This is a genomic window from Pseudomonas sp. GB2N2 (assembly GCF_054897705.1).
The window spans coordinates 143,999-161,704 of sequence record NZ_CM142701.1 but is presented as its reverse complement, the minus strand read 5'-3'; the positions used below and the strand labels follow the sequence as shown (position 1 = coordinate 161,704).

The following is a 17,706-nucleotide window of genomic DNA, read 5'->3' as shown; positions in this document are numbered from 1 at the left end:
AGCACCCATAAAAAAACCCCTCTTGCGAGGGGCTCTTTGTGCAGCGCTTTCAGCTAACCAATATCAGGTCATCTGAATGATGGTCTGCATGATGGTGCTCTGCGTCGAGATGGTCTTGGCATTCGCCTGGTAGTTGCTCTGCGCCTTGATCAGGTCGACCAGTTCGTTGGTCAGGTTGACGTTGGACTCTTCCAGCGAGTTGGACTGGATCGATCCCAGAGAACCGGTTTGCGCTGCGTCGTAACCCGGAATGCCCGATGCGTAGGTTTCTTTCCAGCTGGTGCCACCGACCGCTTGCAGACCTTGTTCGTTGGTGAAGCTGGCCAGCGAGACCTGACCAATCGCCTTGGTCTGGTTGTTGCTGAAGTTGGCCAGAAACACGCCATTGCCATCGATGGTCAGGTTGGTGATCTCGCCAGTGGCGTAGCCGTTCTGTGCCGGAATCGAACGGGCGGTATCGGCGTTGAACTGGGTGGTGTTGGACATCGAGATCGTCACGCCAGCCGGATCGGCAGCAGCGCCGTTGGCTGCCCAGACGCCGTTGGTCACTTTGCCGGGAATCCAGCCAGTGACTTTCAGGTCGGGGCTGACGACCGCCGGCGGCGTAGTCACCGAAACCAGTTTGCCGGAAGTGTCGAACGCCATGGTCGAAGCAACCGGCGGAGAAGCCGCGAGGGCCGGATCGCTGCCGTTCGGGTTGCGACCATCGATCAGGGTGTAGGTTTTCCAGGTGTTCGCCGCAGTCTTGACCATGAATTGATCCATGGTGTGCTGGTTACCCTGAGTGTCGAAAATCGGGGTACTGAACTGCTTGGTAAAAGTAGCGGTCTTGCTCGGGTCGAACGGCAGGGCAACCTGGTCGATGATGTCAGCCGTGGAGTTCAGGTTGATCGTCGACGACACGCTGGTCGTGGTTTTCGGCGACAGGTTCGAAGTATCGATGCGCAGGTCAGTCAGAACGCCATTGACGATCTTGCCATTGGCATCCACGCCGTAGCCCTGCAGGCGCGCAGTGCCGTCGGTGTTGGTGACGTAACCTTCCTTGTCAACCTTGAACGTACCGGCACGGGTGTAGGACAGCGAGCCGCTGTCGTTCAGGACGAAGAAACCGGAACCGTTGATGCCCATGTCCAACACGTTGCCGGTGTTGTTGATGTCGCCCTGGGTGAACTGCTGGGAGACGTTGGCCAGACGCACGCCGTTACCGACGACTTTGGTGCCGGTACCCAGCTTGGTGGCCGAGTACACGTCTTCGAATTCTGCACGGGACGATTTGAAACCGGTGGTCGCGACGTTGGCGATGTTGTTGCCCGTCACGTCCAGTTGTTTATTGGCTGCATAGAGACCGCTAAGGCCGATATTGAAAGACATATTCCACTCCTTTGTGCCGTGTTAGTCGGCTCTATATACCAATGGTTTGTACTTTGGACAGGGCAATGCTGCCCAGCCCGGCCAGATTGAGCATCAACTCACCGCCGGTCTGGCTGATGGTCACGCTGCTGACAGTCGCCGGCAGGTTGGTCACCAGCGAGGTGGCCTTGCCGTCGTAAGTCGCGCTGGCGGTAAAGTTGTACGTACCCGCCGCGGCTACTGTGCCCGCATCGTCCTTGCCGTCCCAGATGAAACTGGTGTTGCCGACTTTCTGCGTGCCCAGGTCGATGGTGCGGATGAGCTTGCCGTCGGCGTCGGTAATTTTCAGCGTGACCGGGTCTGCCGACGCCGGTACGGCGATGGTGCCGTTGAAGCTCTTGGTGGTATCGACCACGGCCTTGTCACCCGGCGCAATGACCGAACGCCCGACCAGCGATGAAGCCTGCAACGCTTGCGACGAGTTGTAGTTGCCGGCGATCCCGCTCACGGTATCGTTGAGCGTGGTGATGCCTTCAAGGCTGCTGAACTGCGCCAACTGGGCAACGAACGCGCCGTTGTCCTGCGGCTCCAGTGGGTTCTGGTTTTTCAGTTGCGTTACCAGCAATTGCAGGAACGCATCTTTGCCCAAGGCTTTTTTACCGGTGGCGCTGTTCGTCGCGGACGCCAGGCCATCGGCACTGGTGTTGGTCTTGACCGAAGAGTTGGCCAGGATGTCTTTGAGGCTAAGGCTGCTGGTGGTATCGGTAACACTCATCTGAGTCGCCCCTTATCACTGACCGAGGGTCAGGACCTTCTGCATCATGGTTTTGGCGGTGTTCATCATTTCGGCGTTGGTCTGGAACGAACGGCTCGCGGAAATCATGTCGGCCATTTCTTCCACCACGTTGACGTTCGGGTAGTAGACGTAGCCCTTGGCGTCGGCCGCCGGATGGTTCGGTTCGTAGCGAGCTTCCAGATTGCTCTGGTCTTCGACCACGCCCAGCACCTGCACGCCCTGGCCCGCGGCGTCCTGGTTCTGGAACAGCGAATCGCTGCCGCCGCTCTGACCGCCCTGGAACATGGTGGCGAACACCGGGTGACGAGCGCGGTATGTCTTGTCGATGCTCGACGAAACGGTTTCGGCGTTGGCGATGTTCGAAGCCACGGTGTTCAGGCGAGTGGTCTGAGCACTCATGCCGGTACCGGCAATGTTGAAAACGCTGGACAGGGACATGACTTACTCTCCACGCAGGGCGGATATCAGCCCTTTGAATTTACTGTTGAGCAGGGTGAAGCTGGCCTGGAAGTTGACCGCGTTTTCCGCGTAGTTCGACTGCTCCAGTTGGGCGTCCACCGTGTTTTGGTCGATCGACGGTTGCATCGGCGTGCGATACATCAGCGACTCGTCGCCATTGCCCAGGCCTTCGGCTTCGATATGACGGCTGTTGGTCATGTTCAAGGCGAAGGTGCCGTTCTTGGTTTTCTCGCTTTGCTCGGCGAGCACTTTCGAGAAGTCCAGATCCCGAGCCTTGTAGTTCGGGGTGTCGGCGTTGGCGATGTTGTTGGCCAGTACTTCGGCACGCTGGGCGCGGAAGCCCAGGGCTTGTTCGTGGATACCGAGCGCTTTATCGAAGCTGATGCTCATGTCGGGAAACCTTCGGGTGACCTGATTTTTCGTATCTGTGACTTAGCAAGCGGCGTGCCAATTCGACAACGCCCGGAAACCGGGGCTTTGCGGGCGGGGGTGATGCGGCCATGCCAGAAAAGCGGCAACGGGTTTCCGCTGGCTGCCGCTTTTCTGCCGCTTTTCACGAGCTACATCGCCCCCCCCCCCCCGCAGGAGCGAGGTGATAACCGGATGTTCATCAGGCAAAAAAAAAGGAGCCCCAAAGGACTCCCATTTTTCAATGTGCTGCCAAAACATCACTTCGCCTGATAAATAATCCCAGGACTGCACTGAACCATCTGGTAATGATCCGGCAAACCGTTCAACGCTTCCGACGCACCCAGGAACAGATAACCGCCCGGCTTCAGCGTGCTGTGAATTCGCAGCAGAATGTCCTTCTTCACCTCGGCGGAAAAGTAGATCAATACGTTGCGGCAGAACACGATGTCGAACTTGCCCAGGCTCGCGTAGCTGTCCAGCAAGTTGAACGAGCGAAACTCCACCCGGCTCTTGATCGGTGCCTTGATCGCCCAGCGCCCTGCCCCTTTCGGATCGAAATAACGCTGCAGGCGCTCCGGCGACAAGCCCCGACCGAGGGCCAGGCTGTCGTACTCGCCGGTCTTGCAGTTGGTCAGCATGGTGCCGGACAAGTCAGTGGCAACAATCTGCACGCCCATCTTCAACTGGCCCAGGTTGACCCGCTCGAACTCGTCGATCGACATCGACAGCGAATACGGTTCCTGCCCCGACGAGCACGCCGCCGACCAGATCCGCAGACGCTGGCCGGGAGCGGCCTTGATCGCTTCGGGCAGCACCTTGTTTTTCAACACTTCGAACGGATAGGTGTCGCGAAACCACAGGGTTTCGTTGGTCGTCATGGCATCCACCACCATCTCGCGCAAACCACTGCGCGGCTGGGTCTGGATGCGCTGGACCAACTCGCCCAGCGACTTGATGCCTTGCTGCTCCATCAGTTTGTTGAGACGGCTCGAGACCAGGTACTGCTTGTTTTCACCGAGCAAAATGCCACAGGCTTTTTCCAGGAAGACCCGGAACTGTTCGAAATCCAAATTACCCGTAGACAAAGATACCGCCTCTTAAATCGTGTTAACCGCCAGGGGCAGAAGGCCCCTAGCTGATGTCTGCTGCTTTGATCCGGTCAACCACCCGGGATGCCAGGTCGTCAGGGCGGAATTTGGCCAGGAAGTCATCGGCACCGACTTTCTTGACCATCGCCTGATTGAACACCCCCGACAACGAAGTATGCAGGATGATATGCAGCTTTTGCATGCGCGGGTCGTTGCGGATTTCGGCCGTCAGGGTGTACCCGTCCATCTCCGGCATCTCGATGTCGGAGATCATCATCAGGAACTCTTCTTCCGGCTTCTTGCCCTCGTCGACCAGCTTGCGCAAGTAATCCAGCGCCTGCTTGCCGTCGTTCAACGCCACGACTTCGACACCCACCGTCTGCAGGCAACGCGTGACCTGCTTGCGCGCCACCGACGAGTCATCGACCGTCAGCACTTTCAGCGACAGCGCCTTGTGCTGGGTCTCGACGTCGACCACACCCACGGAAATCGCTTCCGGGGTGGGCGCCACTTCCGCCAGCACTTTCTCGACGTCGATGATTTCGACTAACTGATTGTCGACCCGAGTCACAGCAGTCAGGTAATGATCGCGCCCGGTGCCCTTGGGAGGTGGATGAATCTCCTCCCAGTTCATGTTGACGATGCGTTCCACCGAGCGCACCAGGAAACCCTGGGTCTTGGTGTTGTACTCCGTGATGATCACGAATGGATTGCTTTGATCTTTAAGCGCTCCGGAACCGGTCGCCATTGCCAGATCAAGGATCGGAATGGTCGCCCCCCGGATGCTTGCCACACCGCACACGACAGGACTGGACTTGGGCATCAGGGTCAGCTTGGGGCATTGCAGCACCTCGCGAACCTTGAACACGTTAATGCCATATAGCTGCTGGCCGTCGAGACGGAACAACAACAGCTCCAGGCGATTCTGCCCTACCAGTTGCGTGCGCTGGTTTACCGAATCCATTACACCAGCCATGCCCAGACTCCTACACCAACGCTAAGTGTGTTGCGACGCACATTCATCACTAAACGGCACGGCGCTTGCTTTTTAACTCTTATGAACACAGAACCGACATTTTTCCGACGCCTGACATCTGCCTGCCGCAAATTGCTTTGTGCAGTGTCGGCCGCGTGCCTGTTCAACGCTGGCAGCCCTGCCCTTGCTGACGCGGTTACCTTGCCTGACATGCTTATCGGCGTCACCCAGGGCTTTCTTGAGTTCACCGTAGAAGACTATCTGGCTACCAGTCAAACGGAAGGTCGCTACGAAATACAAGTCAGCCAGCTCGATCCACGCCTGCGCATGCCCATGTGCGACAAGGAATTGACAGCCAGCCTCGAGAGCCCGGCCAAGCCGTTGGGCCGGGTCACGGTCAAGGTTCGTTGTGAAGGTACTTCGCCCTGGACGGTGTTCGTACCCGCTCAAGTCCGCCTGTTTCGCGAGGTCGTGGCCACCTCCCGGCCCCTGCGCCGCGCCGACATTGTCGAGCCCGGTGACGTGCTCATGCGCGAACGCGACATCAGCCTGATCAACCAGGGATACTTGACGACCCTCGATCAGGCCATCGGCCAGCGACTTACCCGACCAATGGTCGCCGATCAGGTCATTTCCCTGGTCCATCTCGAACAGGCGGAAGTCATCCGCAAGGGCGATCAAGTGGTGATTACGGCCCGCAGCGGTACGCTCAGCGTGCGGATGCCCGGCGAAGCCCTGTCGAATGGCGGCATGAGCGAACAGATTCGTGTAAAAAATCTCAATTCCATGCGGGTCATCAAGGCGCAAGTGACTGCGCCGGGCCAGGTGGAAGTGTCCATGTAGGCACCCTGTTGTCGAAGATGTGGCGTTGCCCCAGGCTGTTCCCTAAACTGTGCCGCATGCAGGAGAAGTGCTGGCGCAGACAGACTCATTGATAAATGGGTCTAAAGTTTTCACAGGGAGAGCCGAAAACATGGCAAGCGTCCAAATACTCAGAGGTTTTTTACCATGGTCATCGATTTCAGCCGTTTGAACAGTTCTTCGTCACTGACGGGCAGTACACGTACCAGCGTTGCCAAGGAAACCGCCGAAAACGGCAAATCCGCCGCGCTGAATACCCCGGCCGAACAGGCCACTACCGTCAAAAGCGGGGAATCGGTACACCTCAGCAATGAGGCTCAACAGTTGCAACAGGTCACTGACAAGCTGCGCGATCAGCCTGCCGTCGACAAAGCCCGCGTGGCCGAGTTGAAAGCAGCGATTGCCGATGGCAGCTACAAAGTCGACAGCAACCGTGTAGCCAGCAAACTGCTCAACTTCGAAGCCCAGCGCTAGGCCACGGCCCGCGCCAGGCTTTTGGACGCTTAAAACCCAAGGCCAGCCATGCACGACACTAATTTACTGCAACTGATCACCGACGATTTTGCTCCAGCGCAACACTTGCTGGAGCTCCTGCAAACCGAGTCCCTCGCCTTGCACGGTCGCAACATGCCACTGCTCGAAGAAATTCTGGCGCAGAAACAGGCAATGATCATTCTGCTCGAACAGCATGGCCGCAAGCGCAGTGAAATCCTCGCCAGCCTTAACCTGCCGGTCAATCGCAACGGTCTGGAGCAACTGGCCAGCCAGTCGAGCCTCGGCGAAGAGTTGCTGGCGCAGAGCGATGTGCTGACCGATCTCCTGGCTCAATGCCAGGCGGCAAATGTCAACAATGGCCAGTCGATCCTGGTCCAGCAGGCCGCCACGGCCAATCAGCTGAAAATTCTCACCGGTGGCGAACCGCCAGCCCTCTATGACGCCCGTGGATCAACCGCCAAGCCGGCCAAGCCGCGCCCGCTCAGTCAGGCTTGAGCCTGTTAATGATCACGCCCTATCAAGACTCGCAACATGCTGGCAATATAGTGGCCAGCCGCAGTCAAATTTTGTCTGGAGATTGATGAACCGTGTCCAATGCCCTAAACGCGGAAGATGCCCCGCAGCCACCCAAGGTGCTCGCGACACCGATGGAAATCTCCGGCAACCTGGGCCAGCTGCAAGACAGCCATGACCCGCTGATCATCACGTTCAACGAGCGCAACCAGCGTTTCCAGACCTATCTGGTAGACGTGGACCGCGACGCTGGCACCATCGCATTCGATGAGATGATCCCCCGCGACGGCGAACGCTTCTTGCAGGCCGGCGAACCGTTCAAGGTCGAAGGCTTCCACGATGGCGTGCGCATCGCCTGGGAAACCAACGATCAATTCACCATCGACGAGTCTGGCGGCGGCCGCTGCTATCGTGGCCCGTTGCCTGCTGAAGTGGTTTATCACCAGCGCCGCAATGCCTTTCGCGCAGCCTTGAAGCTGGCGCAACTGGTCGACGTTGCGCTGGATGGCGAAAAGCTCATGGCGCCGATTCGCGGCAAGCTGCTGGACATCTCCGCCACTGGCTGCAAGCTGCGCTTTGATGGCGATATCACCAGCCGACTGCAACTGGGCCAGGTTTATGACCGTTTCTCCGCCGACCTGCCCTTTGGCAAAATGACCGCGCCAGTCGAGTTGCGCTACCTGCACTTCGAAGAAAGAATCTCCACCACCTTCGCCGGCATCCGCTTTCACAATATGAGCGGGCTTGTGCAGCGTCAGGTCGAGCGATTCGTCTATCAGCTCCAGCGTGAAGCGCGGCGTTTCGACAAAGACGACATGTGATACACGCGCCAATAAAACGGGCAGTCCCTTGCGGTGACTGCCCGTTTTTTTATGCCTGCGCGTTATGGCCTGGCCTCGGTGAAACTCTGCTCGCGCCCTGTGTCAGTTTCTTCCGGAGGTGAAGAAGCTTCTGGCTGAGCTTCCGATTCAGGACTTGGCTCAGGATTGACCGGGTTGTGCATCTGTTCCTGCACCACCTGCTCATCGACCCGTGGATCGAGGCATGCCACCAGCGGCGAACTCGACATGCTGTCCGGCATCGCAACGTGATGCAGCGGCGCGTCGTCTACCTGATGCAGGTTGGTCACCGCTTTCGGGCGAATCCGCCACACCAGCACCAACGCGAAGAAACTGAAGAAGGCGTAAAGCATGTGGCTGCCGAACATCTTCATCAGCACACCGGCCACCAGCGGCCCGATACTGGCGCCGACGCCGTAGGTCACCAGTAGCATCGCCGTCAGCGACACCCGTCGATCCGCCTCGACATGGTCATTGGAAAACGCCACGGCCAGTGGGTATAGGCAGAACTTCACCAGCGAACAGATGAAACCGGTGATGAACAGCACCTCCAGCGGCACCTGCTGCATGATCGCCAGCGGCAGTGCGGCAACCGCCAGCACCAGGGCAAAACAGCGGATCAGCAGTGCCCGGTCATAACGGTCGGACAACCACCCCAACGGCCACTGCACCAGCAGGCCGGCAAAAATGCAGCTACCCATGAACAGACCGACCTGTTCCGTGGACAACCCTTGCTGCGAGGCATAAAGGGGCGCCAGGCCGTAGAACGAACCGATGATCAGACCCGCCCCGAGCACCGTGCTCAACGACTGCGGCACACGCTTGATGAAAAATCTTGGCTCCATCGGCGCGGGATGCAGCGCCGCCGGGTGAATGCGCCGCGTCAGTGCCACTGGCACCAGGCAGAGAGCGAAACACAGGGCGACCAGCATCAACAGCTCCAGACCGAGCGCCGGGTGCATGACCAGAATCAGTTGACCCAGCACCAGCCCCAGATAGGACGCGATCATGTAACCGCTGAACACCGTGCCGCGCTGCGAGGCTTCGGCCTGCTCATTGAGCCAGCTTTCGATGACCATGTACTGGCACATCATGCCGAGGCCGACGATGACCCGCAGGAAAATCCAGGCTGGCAGCCAGTTCACCAGGCCATGGCCCAGTACCGCCGCACCGACAATCCCGGCGCACGCCGAATAGGCGCGGATATGCCCGACCCGGGCGATCAACCGGTGACCGATCTTGCCCCCCAGCACCAGGCCGAAATAGTTGGCCGCCATCAACGCACCGACCCACAGGCTGTCGACATGGTCGGCCGCCAGGCGCAAGCCCAGGTACGTACTCAGCAGGCCTGAGCCGATCAACATCATCAGCGAGGCGAAATACAGCGCTCGAAAGGGTTTCCAGATTTGGCGCATCGGCGTTCCGAGCGGCTCCTTGCGGTGAGAAACGGGCTATCCGAAAAGATAGCCCGAAGACGAAGGTTCGTCAGGCCTGGGCGGCCAGGACACGGCGCTCCCAAGGTGTAATTTCATCAGAGAAGCTGGTCAATTCCAGGGTCTTCGAAGCGACGTAGCCTTCGATGAATTCCTTGCCGAACAGTTCCTTCGCCAATTGACTACGTTTCAGACGCTCGAGAGCGGCATGCAAGGTACACGGCAACGAAAGATTATCCGGCACCTCGAATTCACCCTGGATCGCTGCGCTCGGCTCCAGCGCGTTTTCGATACCGTGCAGGCCCGCCGCCAGACTCGCGGCAATCGCCAGATACGGATTCGCATCAGCGCCCGGCAAACGATTCTCGACCCGCCGCGCCACCGGCGAACTCGCCGGAATGCGCAAACCCGCCGCACGGTTATCGTGGGACCAGCAGGCATTATTCGGTGATGCGAAAGGATGGCACAAGCGCTGATAGGAGTTTACGTTCGGCGCAAACAACGCAGTGAAATCGGCCATCCCGGCTTGTTGGCCGCCGATGAAGTGACGGAAGGTCGCGGTCGGCTGTCCGTTCTCGTCGCTGAACACGTTACGGCCGCTGCCGACTTCGACGACGCTCTGGTGAATGTGCATTGAACTGCCTGGCGTGTGCGCCAGCGGTTTGGCCATACACACCACGGTCAGACCGTGCTTGAGCGCGACTTCTTTGAGCAGGTGTTTGAACAGAAACGTCTGGTCGGCCAGCAGCAGCGGATCGCCGTGCAGCAGGTTGATCTCGAACTGGCTGACGCCCATCTCGTGCATGAAGGTATCGCGAGGCAAGCCCAGCGCCGCCATGCATTCGTAGACTTCGCTGAAGAACGGGCGCAAGCCGTTGTTGGAACTGACACTGAACGCCGAATGCCCTTCTTCGCGTCGACCGTCCAGGCCCACGGGCGGCTGAAAGGTTTGCGTCGGATCGGTGTTGGGCGCGAAGACGAAGAACTCCAGCTCGGTGGCGACCACCGGCGCCAGGCCTCGCGCAGCGTAACGCGCGATGACCGCTTTGAGTTGGCCGCGGGTCGACAGCCTGGAGCTTTCGCCGCTCAGTTCGTCGGCATCGCAAATCGCCATGGCTATCGGGTGCTTGCTCCACGGCAAGCGGTGGATCTGTGCAGGATCAGGCACCAGCGCCAGGTCGCCGTCATCGCTGCCGTAAAAACGCGCCGGCGGATATCCGCCCATGATGCATTGCAGCAGCACTCCCCGCGCCATCTGCAACCGCCGCCCTTCCAGAAACCCCTCAGCCGTCATTACCTTGCCACGGGGCACGCCGTTCAGGTCCGGCGTAACACACTCAATCTCATCAATGCCCGTCAGTCGCTGCGCGAGTGAACGCTGGCCATCGGTTGTCATGACGCAATCCTTTGTAGTGGTGCAAGCCGCGAACGGCGACCCGTACAAAATAGGCTTCGCGTGTTCGGAATATCAAGCAGCCACACACAAAAACGTCCTACGGAAGGTAGAGGCTGAAAACGCCGCCGCCCAGCGGGCCGCCGTTGCTGATTTCGGTCCTCCCGCCGACGCCATTGCGCTGATGCAAAGCGGCAATCCGCCCGGCGAAATACAGGCCAAGGCCAGTGCTGCCGGTGCTGTGGTTGATGCCCTGGACGTAATCGGCCTGACGCTCGATCATCTCGGGCGGATAACCGTCGCCATCGTCATTGACCGTCAACACCAATTGCCCGGCTTCATCGCTGACGCTGATCAACACCGCGTGACGCGCATAGCGAATGGCGTTGTTGATGCTGTTGGCCAGCACCGACGCCACCAGCTCCCGGTCGAAGAAACCCAGCGGGCTCAGCGGCTCGACGTCATACGTCACCACAATGCCACGGCTGGCGAACACGTCCTGATGGCACGCCAGTTGAGCTTCGATGAAATCATCCAGTTCGTGATAGGCCGGCTGCAACGGCATCTGATTGACACCGAGTTTGTACAGCCCCAGCAACTGCACGAGCATGCCGTTGAGGTGGGCGAACTCGTATTCGATCACGCCCTGCTCCGGCGTCTGCCCCGCCGGGTCGGGCAAGCGCGCCAGCCATTGGCTGTGTGCCAGCATCACCATCGCCAGGGAGTTCTTCATGTCATGCACGGTGGAGGCAATCACCGTGGAGAAATCCAGTGTCGGGTTATCTTGGGTCATCCGCCGAACGCCTTGATTTTCAGTTTCTGATAACGCGCGTATCGCGCATCGGTGTCGGGCATCAGGCCAACCGTTTTCAGGCAGGCCCGGCACTCTTCGATTTCTGCCGACGCCACGCTGGTGTCGGTGCCGTGCAGCAGCGACTGGGCCATGTTCAGCGCGATACTGATGTTCTTCGGTTGCAACCCATGGGCTTTGCGGAACACCGCTCGCGCCTCCACCAGGTTGCCGGTCTTGTACACCCGCACCCCCTGGCGATTGAGCTCCGCCGCATCGTTGCCATAGTTGAGGATGGCCGGGTCGTCGGTCAGCTTGCCGATGCTCTGCATCACGACCGGATCGTCGCCGTAGATTTCCACGCAGTTTCTCAGCATCGATTTACCGGCGTCTGTCTGCCCGAGCATTTGAAGTTGCTTGGCCACCAACAGCGCCGCTTCCGCGCTCATGAACTGCTCCATGCCATCGAGGCGCAACATGGCTTGCTCGGTGAGCTTTTCCGCGGTTTCGGCATCGTTGAGCAACAGGCTGGTGGCCTTCATCAGCCGCGCGCGAATTTGCAGGCCGGGGTCTGAAGGGTTTTCTTTGGCCACGGCGCTCAGTGTCGTGTTGATCTCCAGCCGCGTGCGAGTATCCAGGCCTTTCTCGCTGCCTTTACTGATCAAGGCATGGGCCAGGCCGAGGTTGCTTTCGGCGTCCTTGAAGCGCGACTGGGCACCTTGGCTGACTGCCTGCCGGTAAGCCCTGGACGCCGTGTCGAAATCTTCGTTGGTCATGGCCAGCTTGCCCAGCAGTGCCTGGCGGCGCACGGCCAGCGGCGACAGGCGAATCGCCTCCTCCAACACCTGCTGCGCGCCCTTGGTATCTCCTTCGGCCACCAGCACATCGGCCATGCCGTCATACAGCGCCGGCATCATCGGGAAAACTTTCAGGGCTTTTTCGTAAATGCCTTTGGCTACGCTGACCTGACCGCGTTTGAACAGCAGCTTGCCCAGCCCGGCAAACGCCCACGGCAGAGGGCGATCGGCAATGATGCTGTCGTAAAGACGCTCCAGCGCTTCGTTCTGATTCAGATCGCGCAGCGCATCGGCGCGATAACGCAGGCACAACGGCGAATAGCGGATGTCCTGTTTGCACAGGGCGATGCAGGCATTGAGCACTTCAACCGGCTTGCCTCGGTCGAGGGCCTGCAAGATCGGCTTGAGCAAGGTCTTGCGCTGCTCCAGACGCTCCAGGCGCTGGGCCAGGCCCGAGCGATTGAACGGTTTGGTCAGGTACGCATCGGGTTCGTGCTCCAGAGCGCTGAGCACCATGGCCTGGCTGGTCTCGGCGGTGACCATGACAAACACCGCCTCATGGCTGATCAGCTTTTCCAACATCAGGTCTTCCAGCACCTGCTGACCATTTTTCTTGCCATCGCCCAGGTGGAAATCCTGCAGGATGAAATTGTAGGACTTCTGCGAACACATGCGCAGTGCCTGCTCGCCACTGTCGGCGGTGTCCACGTCCTTGACCCCCAGTTCGCGCAGCATCGAGCGCACCGAACTGCGGAAATCCGAGAAATCATCGACGATCAGAAAGCTCTTTTGGTGATACGACAGCATCGAAGATTTCCAGGCAATTTTAAGAAGATGATCATGACTGTCCGGGTTATCGGCCAGCAGGTGCATTCCCTTGAGAGATCCGGCCGTTCGAGTCCCCGCATTCCCGGAGGCATAAAAAAACCCCGTCGAACACATACTGTTTCGATGGGGCTATTTTGGCAGCTGGAGCGCTGAAATTATTGGTGTCCCAGGGCAGGTTCGAACTGCCAGCCTTCCCCTTAGGAGGGGGATGCTCTATCCAATTGAGCTACTGAGACACAGGTCGCGCGCGGAAAATCGCGCGGCGAAGGACGGCGTGCATGTTAACGGGCAGGCCTGCGTTTGTCATGTCGTCCGTAGGGCTTTTTGAGTGTAGGCAAGCGCCCTTCAGCAGCGCGGGATTTGTTTACCGTGCAAATTGCATCAGCGCATAAAGCCATCATTGCAATTTGCAATGACCGCACTCCCAATGATTATCTTAATTTGTTGTTTTTAAAGGATTTAATAGGCGTTAGACTCTTGGCACGTCCGCTGCTTTAGCTTTTCTCAAAGAATGTTCTCGAAGCATGTGTTCGAAGAATGTTTTCGAAGCATGTGTTCGAAGAATGTTTTCGAAGAACAGCGGAGGCCGGTCTCATGAATAGCGCCCTTTTACTCTCGAATGCAATCGCTCTGGCGGTTTTGCTGGGCTCTCATTTCGCCCCCGAGAGCGGCGCCGAGCCGGTCGCCCAGCGCATGCCTCATTACCTGCAAGTACAGCGCGCGCCGCAATTGGCAGTGTTGAGCGACCAACGCGTCTTTATCGGTCAGGAAGTGAGCCAGGACAATATTTCGATGCCTGCGCAGTCTTCGCAACGCCTGGTATTTTGAACCATCCCTTCAGGAGCACATCATGTCCAAATCAGCCGCAGGATTGTTTGTCCTTGCCCTGTTGAGCGGGATTCTTCATTTGTCACTAGTTAAGGACTCGGATGCTCCTCTGCTGCTGATCGCCTGCGGTGTGTTCAGCGCGATGTTTGTGCTGGCGCTGGTGGCTGGCCGCCGGATCAAGTTCGACCCGGTCTTGCGCTAATTCGCAGCAGGCTCAACAGATTGCCAACGGTGGCAGCAAGGTCGCCGGAGTTGTCGAGTCGGTATATGTCGGTCTCACTGTTTGAATGATCAGCCGTGAACAGCTGATTTCTACGCAATCTCGCTTCAATCTCTTCAATCGTCTCCCGCCCTCGCCGCAGCAATCGCTCGCGCAGCACGTTTTCGTTGACCGTCAACAGAATCGGAAGCAGCGCCGGATAATGCTCCAGCGCCTGAGCCAGGTGACCTCGGGAGCCGTTGACCAGGACATCGCGACCGCCCTTGAGCGATCGATCGATCGAAACCGGAATACCGTAGTCCAGGCCATTGGCATTCCAGTACAGTGCAAAGTCCCCCATGGCTTTACGGCGCGCGAATTCCTCCCGCGAAACACCGATAGCGTCCTCCCCCACGGATTCGGCCGACCGGGTAATGACCCGACGCACCACTTCGCAGCGTTGAGTCTGCAAAGGCTCTCGAGCCGCCTCGATGAGACTGTCCTTGCCGGATCCAGACGGACCCATCAAGTAAATCAGTCTGCCATCCATCCTGAAAAAGCCCTCTGTATCGTAGTTGCCACTAGTAAATCGGCAATTTGCCACTATCCTGTATACCTAAGGAATCGTGATCGAATTCGCACAGCATGCACCTTCAGGCGTCCTCGGACATCACCTGTCGGGCAACCGGACGCGGACAGCAGTACGGACAACGGAACATTTTTCATACCAGTCCGCATTTCTGACAATTGGTGCTGGCATAACGCCGGTATCCAGTTCAATATTTGTCACAGAATTGACGCCAACGAACTGGCTACTTTGAGGCATGATGCGAGCCTCTATCAATTCAGGTTGAACATTTGGCCGGAGTCCTTGTCCTATCAGACATCGTGCGGCCAATCCCGAGAACCGCTCCCCTGAACTAACCGGTTAAATATATGCGCCCATTGAAACAGGCAATTTATTCCAGCCGTACGGCTGACAAGTTCGTCGTACGTCTGCCAGACGGAATGCGTGAACGCATTGCCGAGGTGGCTCGCAATCATCATCGCAGCATGAACTCCGAAATCATCGCGCGTCTTGAGCAGAGTCTTATTCAGGAAGGCGCACTGGGCGAGGAACTGAGCATGCGCCTGGACAGTCCGGAGCTGTCACTGCACGAAAGGGAATTACTGCAACGCTTCCGCCAACTGTCACATCGTCAGCAAAACGCCCTTGTTTCGTTGATTGCCCACGACGCAGAATTGGCCGCAGACGCAACTTGATTCATCCGAAAGCTCAAGCCAGCATAATCGCTGGCTTTTTTTTGCCTGAAATTCGAGCGCAAAAAAACCCGCCGATTGGCAGGTTTTGATTGTCTGGCGTCAGAGCAGGAAGATCGTCGCCAAGCCGAGGAAGATAAAAAATCCGCCGCTGTCGGTCATCGCCGTGATCATCACGCTGGCGCCCATCGCCGGGTCGCGGCCCATTTTCGCCAAGGTCATAGGAATCAACACCCCCATCAATGCTGCCAGCAGCAGGTTGAGCGTCATGGCGGCGGTCATCACCACACCCAGCGACCAGCTGCCATACAGCATATAGGCGACAACGCCGATCACGCCGCCCCACACCAGGCCGTTGATCAGACCTACAGCCAGTTCCTTGCGCATAAGGCGTGACGTATTACCGGTACTCACCTGGTCCAGGGCCATGGCCCGAACGATCATGGTGATGGTCTGGTTACCTGAGTTGCCACCGATACCCGCCACGATCGGCATCAATGCCGCCAGCGCCACCAGTTTCTCGATTGAGCCTTCGAACAACCCGATCACGCGAGAAGCAATAAACGCAGTAATCAGGTTGACCGCCAGCCATGCCCAACGGTTGCGCAGAGATTTCCAGACCGAGGCGAAAATATCCTCTTCTTCCCGCAGACCCGCCATGTTGAGAACTTCGTTTTCGCTCTCTTCACGAATCAGGTCGACCATTTCATCGATGGTCAGACGGCCGATCAGCTTGCCGTTCTTGTCCACCACGGGCGCGGAGATCAAGTCGTAACGTTCGAACGCCTGGGCCGCGTCGTAGGCGTCTTCGTCCGGGTGAAAACTCACCGGATCGCTGGCCATGACTTCCGCTACTTGTTTGTCCGGATCGTTGACCAGCAAGCGCTTGATCGGCAACACGCCTTTAAGCACGCCGTCGTAATCGACCACGAACAGTTTGTCAGTGTGGCCCGGCAGTTCCTTGAGCCGACGTAGGTAGCGCAAAACCACTTCGAGACTGACGTCTTCACGGATCGTCACCATCTCGAAGTCCATCAGGGCACCGACCTGCTCCTCGTCGTAGGACAACGCGGAGCGAACGCGCTCACGCTGTTGACCGTCGAGGGTCTCCATCAGCTCGTGGACGACGTCTCGCGGCAGTTCGGAGGCCAGGTCAGCCAGTTCGTCGGCGTCCATGTCCTTGGCCGCGGCCAGGAGCTCGTGATCGTCCATGTCGGCGATCAGGGTTTCACGAACCGAGTCGGATACTTCCAGGAGGATGTCGCCGTCGCGATCAGCTTTGACCAACTGCCAGAGCGTCAGCCGATCGTCCAGCGGCAACGCTTCAAGGATGTAGGCAACGTCAGCGGAGTGCAGGTCATCGAGCTTGCGTTGCAGCTCGACAAGGTTCTGCCGGTGAACCAGGTTCTCGACCCGATCGTGATGCGGGCCTTCCTGGCGGTGAGTCAAATCTTCGACCACCCGCTGCCGCTGCAACAGCTCAACGACTTGAGCGAGGCGGTCTTGCAGGCTTTCTTGCGTTTTCTTTACTTCAACTTCAGACATAGGCGAACTCCACTCCCAGCAGCGGGGCACGCCGGAAGGATCAATCAGTCAATTCATGATTGGAAAAACGGTTTACTGAATTACTACTGGGTAAGTCCATGGAGGTATTCCACAAGCCCCGGCGGGGCTGACGGGCGCAATGATACACCGCCCGAAGGTTTTAAACGTTAAAAAATCTCGCCTGAAACAAGCGCTTGCGAGACAAACCTGAGCGCCGTCCTGATCCTTCAAATGCGACGACTCATTCTGAAAAGAAAACACACCGGCACAGAAGAATGCACCGGCTACCCTTCAGTCAGACCGTCATGGAGGACGTTTGATGCTATTGAATGCACATTGTTTTTTACTGATCGCGCTGCTCTGCCTGCCCCTCGATGCAGTGGCCGCGACCGTCCACCGCTGCGAGGCCGCCAACGGGCACGTGACCTTCACCACGCTGAGCTGTGGGACCGGCGACAGCCTTTCGCTACAGGAGGTGCGCACCTTTACTCCCGGCAGCATCGTAGCGGTCATGCCGGAAGCGGAACGGCGCGAAACATCAGGTATGAAAAACATCAGGAGGGAAGCTACCGTCGTCGGGCAGACCGAAGACAAATGCGGAAATCTGATAAGCGCGAGGGAGCGCCGGGAAGCAATCATCAATCAACGGGTTGTTGCCGGCATGAGTCAGGCGGACGTCGAAAGCGCGCTGGGCAAACCCGACAAGATCACGGTGCGAAATTCAGCCACGAGCTTCCGATACGACTTGAAGCGAGGCCGCAGCGCACAGGTCGAGTTCGATGAGAAAGGATGCACCCGGGAAAAATCCAAATCCCGGACGGCAAAAAGCCCGCGTTAAACGCGGG

The 17,706-nt window shown here is 58.2% G+C and carries 20 protein-coding genes and 1 tRNA gene; 8 read left to right on the top strand and 13 right to left on the bottom strand.

Features of this window, described 5'->3' with window-relative positions; all coding sequences use genetic code 11:
- Window positions 1-63: 63 nt before the first annotated feature.
- The 6 genes from flgE to ACYZT4_RS00765 all read right to left on the bottom strand — a co-directional run bounded on the left by flgE (window position 64) and on the right by ACYZT4_RS00765 (window position 5,080).
- Window positions 64-1,371, bottom strand: a complete 1,308-nt coding sequence (gene flgE, locus ACYZT4_RS00790) for a flagellar hook protein FlgE (protein ID WP_461984477.1) — start codon at window positions 1,369-1,371, stop codon at window positions 64-66.
- A 31-nt stretch (window positions 1,372-1,402) separates the two neighbouring features.
- A complete protein-coding gene (flgD, locus tag ACYZT4_RS00785) occupies window positions 1,403-2,125 on the bottom strand; it encodes a flagellar hook assembly protein FlgD (protein ID WP_461984476.1) in 723 nt (240 codons plus the stop codon).
- Between the two features lie 15 nt (window positions 2,126-2,140).
- Window positions 2,141-2,584 carry a flagellar basal body rod protein FlgC gene (flgC, locus tag ACYZT4_RS00780; RefSeq protein WP_461984474.1) on the bottom strand — a complete coding sequence of 148 codons (444 nt, stop codon included), beginning with the start codon at window positions 2,582-2,584 and terminating at the stop codon, window positions 2,141-2,143.
- Window positions 2,585-2,587: 3 nt separating this feature from the next.
- The gene (gene flgB / locus ACYZT4_RS00775) at window positions 2,588-2,995 is read right to left on the bottom strand and encodes a flagellar basal body rod protein FlgB (protein ID WP_392890824.1); all 408 of its coding nucleotides are present in this window, start codon (window positions 2,993-2,995) and stop codon (window positions 2,588-2,590) included.
- Between the two features lie 278 nt (window positions 2,996-3,273).
- A complete protein-coding gene (gene cheR / locus ACYZT4_RS00770) occupies window positions 3,274-4,101 on the bottom strand; it encodes a protein-glutamate O-methyltransferase CheR (RefSeq protein ID WP_150709595.1) in 828 nt (275 codons plus the stop codon).
- A 46-nt stretch (window positions 4,102-4,147) separates the two neighbouring features.
- Entirely contained in the window at window positions 4,148-5,080 is a 933-nt protein-coding gene (locus ACYZT4_RS00765) for a chemotaxis protein CheV (protein WP_461984472.1), read from the bottom strand.
- An 81-nt stretch (window positions 5,081-5,161) separates the two neighbouring features.
- Here ACYZT4_RS00765 and flgA point away from each other — a divergent pair, with 81 nt between their 5' ends.
- The 4 genes from flgA (at window position 5,162) to ACYZT4_RS00745 (ending at window position 7,770) form a co-directional block, all read left to right on the top strand.
- Window positions 5,162-5,923, top strand: a complete 762-nt coding sequence (gene flgA, locus ACYZT4_RS00760; protein ID WP_461984471.1) for a flagellar basal body P-ring formation chaperone FlgA — start codon at window positions 5,162-5,164, stop codon at window positions 5,921-5,923.
- Between the two features lie 165 nt (window positions 5,924-6,088).
- On the top strand, window positions 6,089-6,415 hold the full coding sequence (gene flgM / locus ACYZT4_RS00755) for a flagellar biosynthesis anti-sigma factor FlgM (protein WP_461984469.1): 327 nt from the start codon (window positions 6,089-6,091) through the stop codon (window positions 6,413-6,415).
- Window positions 6,416-6,463: 48 nt separating this feature from the next.
- The gene (locus tag ACYZT4_RS00750) at window positions 6,464-6,931 is read left to right on the top strand and encodes a flagella synthesis protein FlgN (RefSeq protein WP_461984467.1); all 468 of its coding nucleotides are present in this window, start codon (window positions 6,464-6,466) and stop codon (window positions 6,929-6,931) included.
- 92 nt (window positions 6,932-7,023) lie between these two features.
- Window positions 7,024-7,770 (top strand): flagellar brake protein, encoded by a 747-nt coding sequence (locus ACYZT4_RS00745; RefSeq protein WP_461984465.1) that lies wholly within the window; start codon window positions 7,024-7,026, stop codon window positions 7,768-7,770.
- Window positions 7,771-7,832: 62 nt separating this feature from the next.
- Here ACYZT4_RS00745 and ACYZT4_RS00740 read toward each other — a convergent pair whose 3' ends face one another.
- The 5 genes from ACYZT4_RS00740 to ACYZT4_RS00720 all read right to left on the bottom strand — a co-directional run bounded on the left by ACYZT4_RS00740 (window position 7,833) and on the right by ACYZT4_RS00720 (window position 13,265).
- Window positions 7,833-9,203, bottom strand: a complete 1,371-nt coding sequence (locus tag ACYZT4_RS00740; RefSeq protein WP_461984464.1) for an MFS transporter — start codon at window positions 9,201-9,203, stop codon at window positions 7,833-7,835.
- Between the two features lie 70 nt (window positions 9,204-9,273).
- Window positions 9,274-10,515, bottom strand: coding sequence for a glutamine synthetase family protein (locus ACYZT4_RS00735; RefSeq protein WP_461988495.1), 1,242 nt, complete (start codon window positions 10,513-10,515; stop codon window positions 9,274-9,276).
- Between the two features lie 199 nt (window positions 10,516-10,714).
- On the bottom strand, window positions 10,715-11,407 hold the full coding sequence (locus ACYZT4_RS00730) for a sensor histidine kinase (protein ID WP_461984462.1): 693 nt from the start codon (window positions 11,405-11,407) through the stop codon (window positions 10,715-10,717).
- A complete protein-coding gene (locus ACYZT4_RS00725; RefSeq protein WP_461988493.1) occupies window positions 11,404-13,008 on the bottom strand; it encodes a response regulator in 1,605 nt (534 codons plus the stop codon). Before ACYZT4_RS00725 ends, ACYZT4_RS00730 begins: the two co-directional genes overlap by 4 nt.
- Window positions 13,009-13,188: 180 nt before the next feature.
- Window positions 13,189-13,265: transfer RNA gene (locus tag ACYZT4_RS00720), tRNA-Arg, on the bottom strand.
- 358 nt (window positions 13,266-13,623) lie between these two features.
- Between ACYZT4_RS00720 and ACYZT4_RS00715 the strand changes: the two genes are divergently transcribed.
- Window positions 13,624-13,857 carry a hypothetical protein gene (locus ACYZT4_RS00715; protein WP_461984461.1) on the top strand — a complete coding sequence of 78 codons (234 nt, stop codon included), beginning with the start codon at window positions 13,624-13,626 and terminating at the stop codon, window positions 13,855-13,857.
- 22 nt (window positions 13,858-13,879) lie between these two features.
- Window positions 13,880-14,059 carry a PA3371 family protein gene (locus ACYZT4_RS00710; RefSeq protein WP_461984459.1) on the top strand — a complete coding sequence of 60 codons (180 nt, stop codon included), beginning with the start codon at window positions 13,880-13,882 and terminating at the stop codon, window positions 14,057-14,059.
- On the opposite strand, the gene phnN is transcribed toward ACYZT4_RS00710, so the two are convergent.
- The gene (gene phnN / locus ACYZT4_RS00705) at window positions 14,034-14,606 is read right to left on the bottom strand and encodes a phosphonate metabolism protein/1,5-bisphosphokinase (PRPP-forming) PhnN (RefSeq protein ID WP_461984457.1); all 573 of its coding nucleotides are present in this window, start codon (window positions 14,604-14,606) and stop codon (window positions 14,034-14,036) included. The genes ACYZT4_RS00710 and phnN overlap by 26 nt on opposite strands.
- A gap of 386 nt (window positions 14,607-14,992) precedes the next feature.
- Between phnN and ACYZT4_RS00700 the strand changes: the two genes are divergently transcribed.
- Entirely contained in the window at window positions 14,993-15,319 is a 327-nt protein-coding gene (locus tag ACYZT4_RS00700; protein WP_461984456.1) for an Arc family DNA-binding protein, read from the top strand.
- Window positions 15,320-15,418: 99 nt separating this feature from the next.
- On the opposite strand, the gene mgtE is transcribed toward ACYZT4_RS00700, so the two are convergent.
- A complete protein-coding gene (gene mgtE, locus ACYZT4_RS00695; protein WP_461984454.1) occupies window positions 15,419-16,861 on the bottom strand; it encodes a magnesium transporter in 1,443 nt (480 codons plus the stop codon).
- A gap of 319 nt (window positions 16,862-17,180) precedes the next feature.
- Between mgtE and ACYZT4_RS00690 the strand changes: the two genes are divergently transcribed.
- Complete coding sequence (locus tag ACYZT4_RS00690) at window positions 17,181-17,699, top strand: cell envelope protein SmpA (RefSeq protein ID WP_461984452.1); 519 nt, start codon at window positions 17,181-17,183, stop codon at window positions 17,697-17,699.
- The last annotated feature ends 7 nt before the right edge of the window (window positions 17,700-17,706 follow it).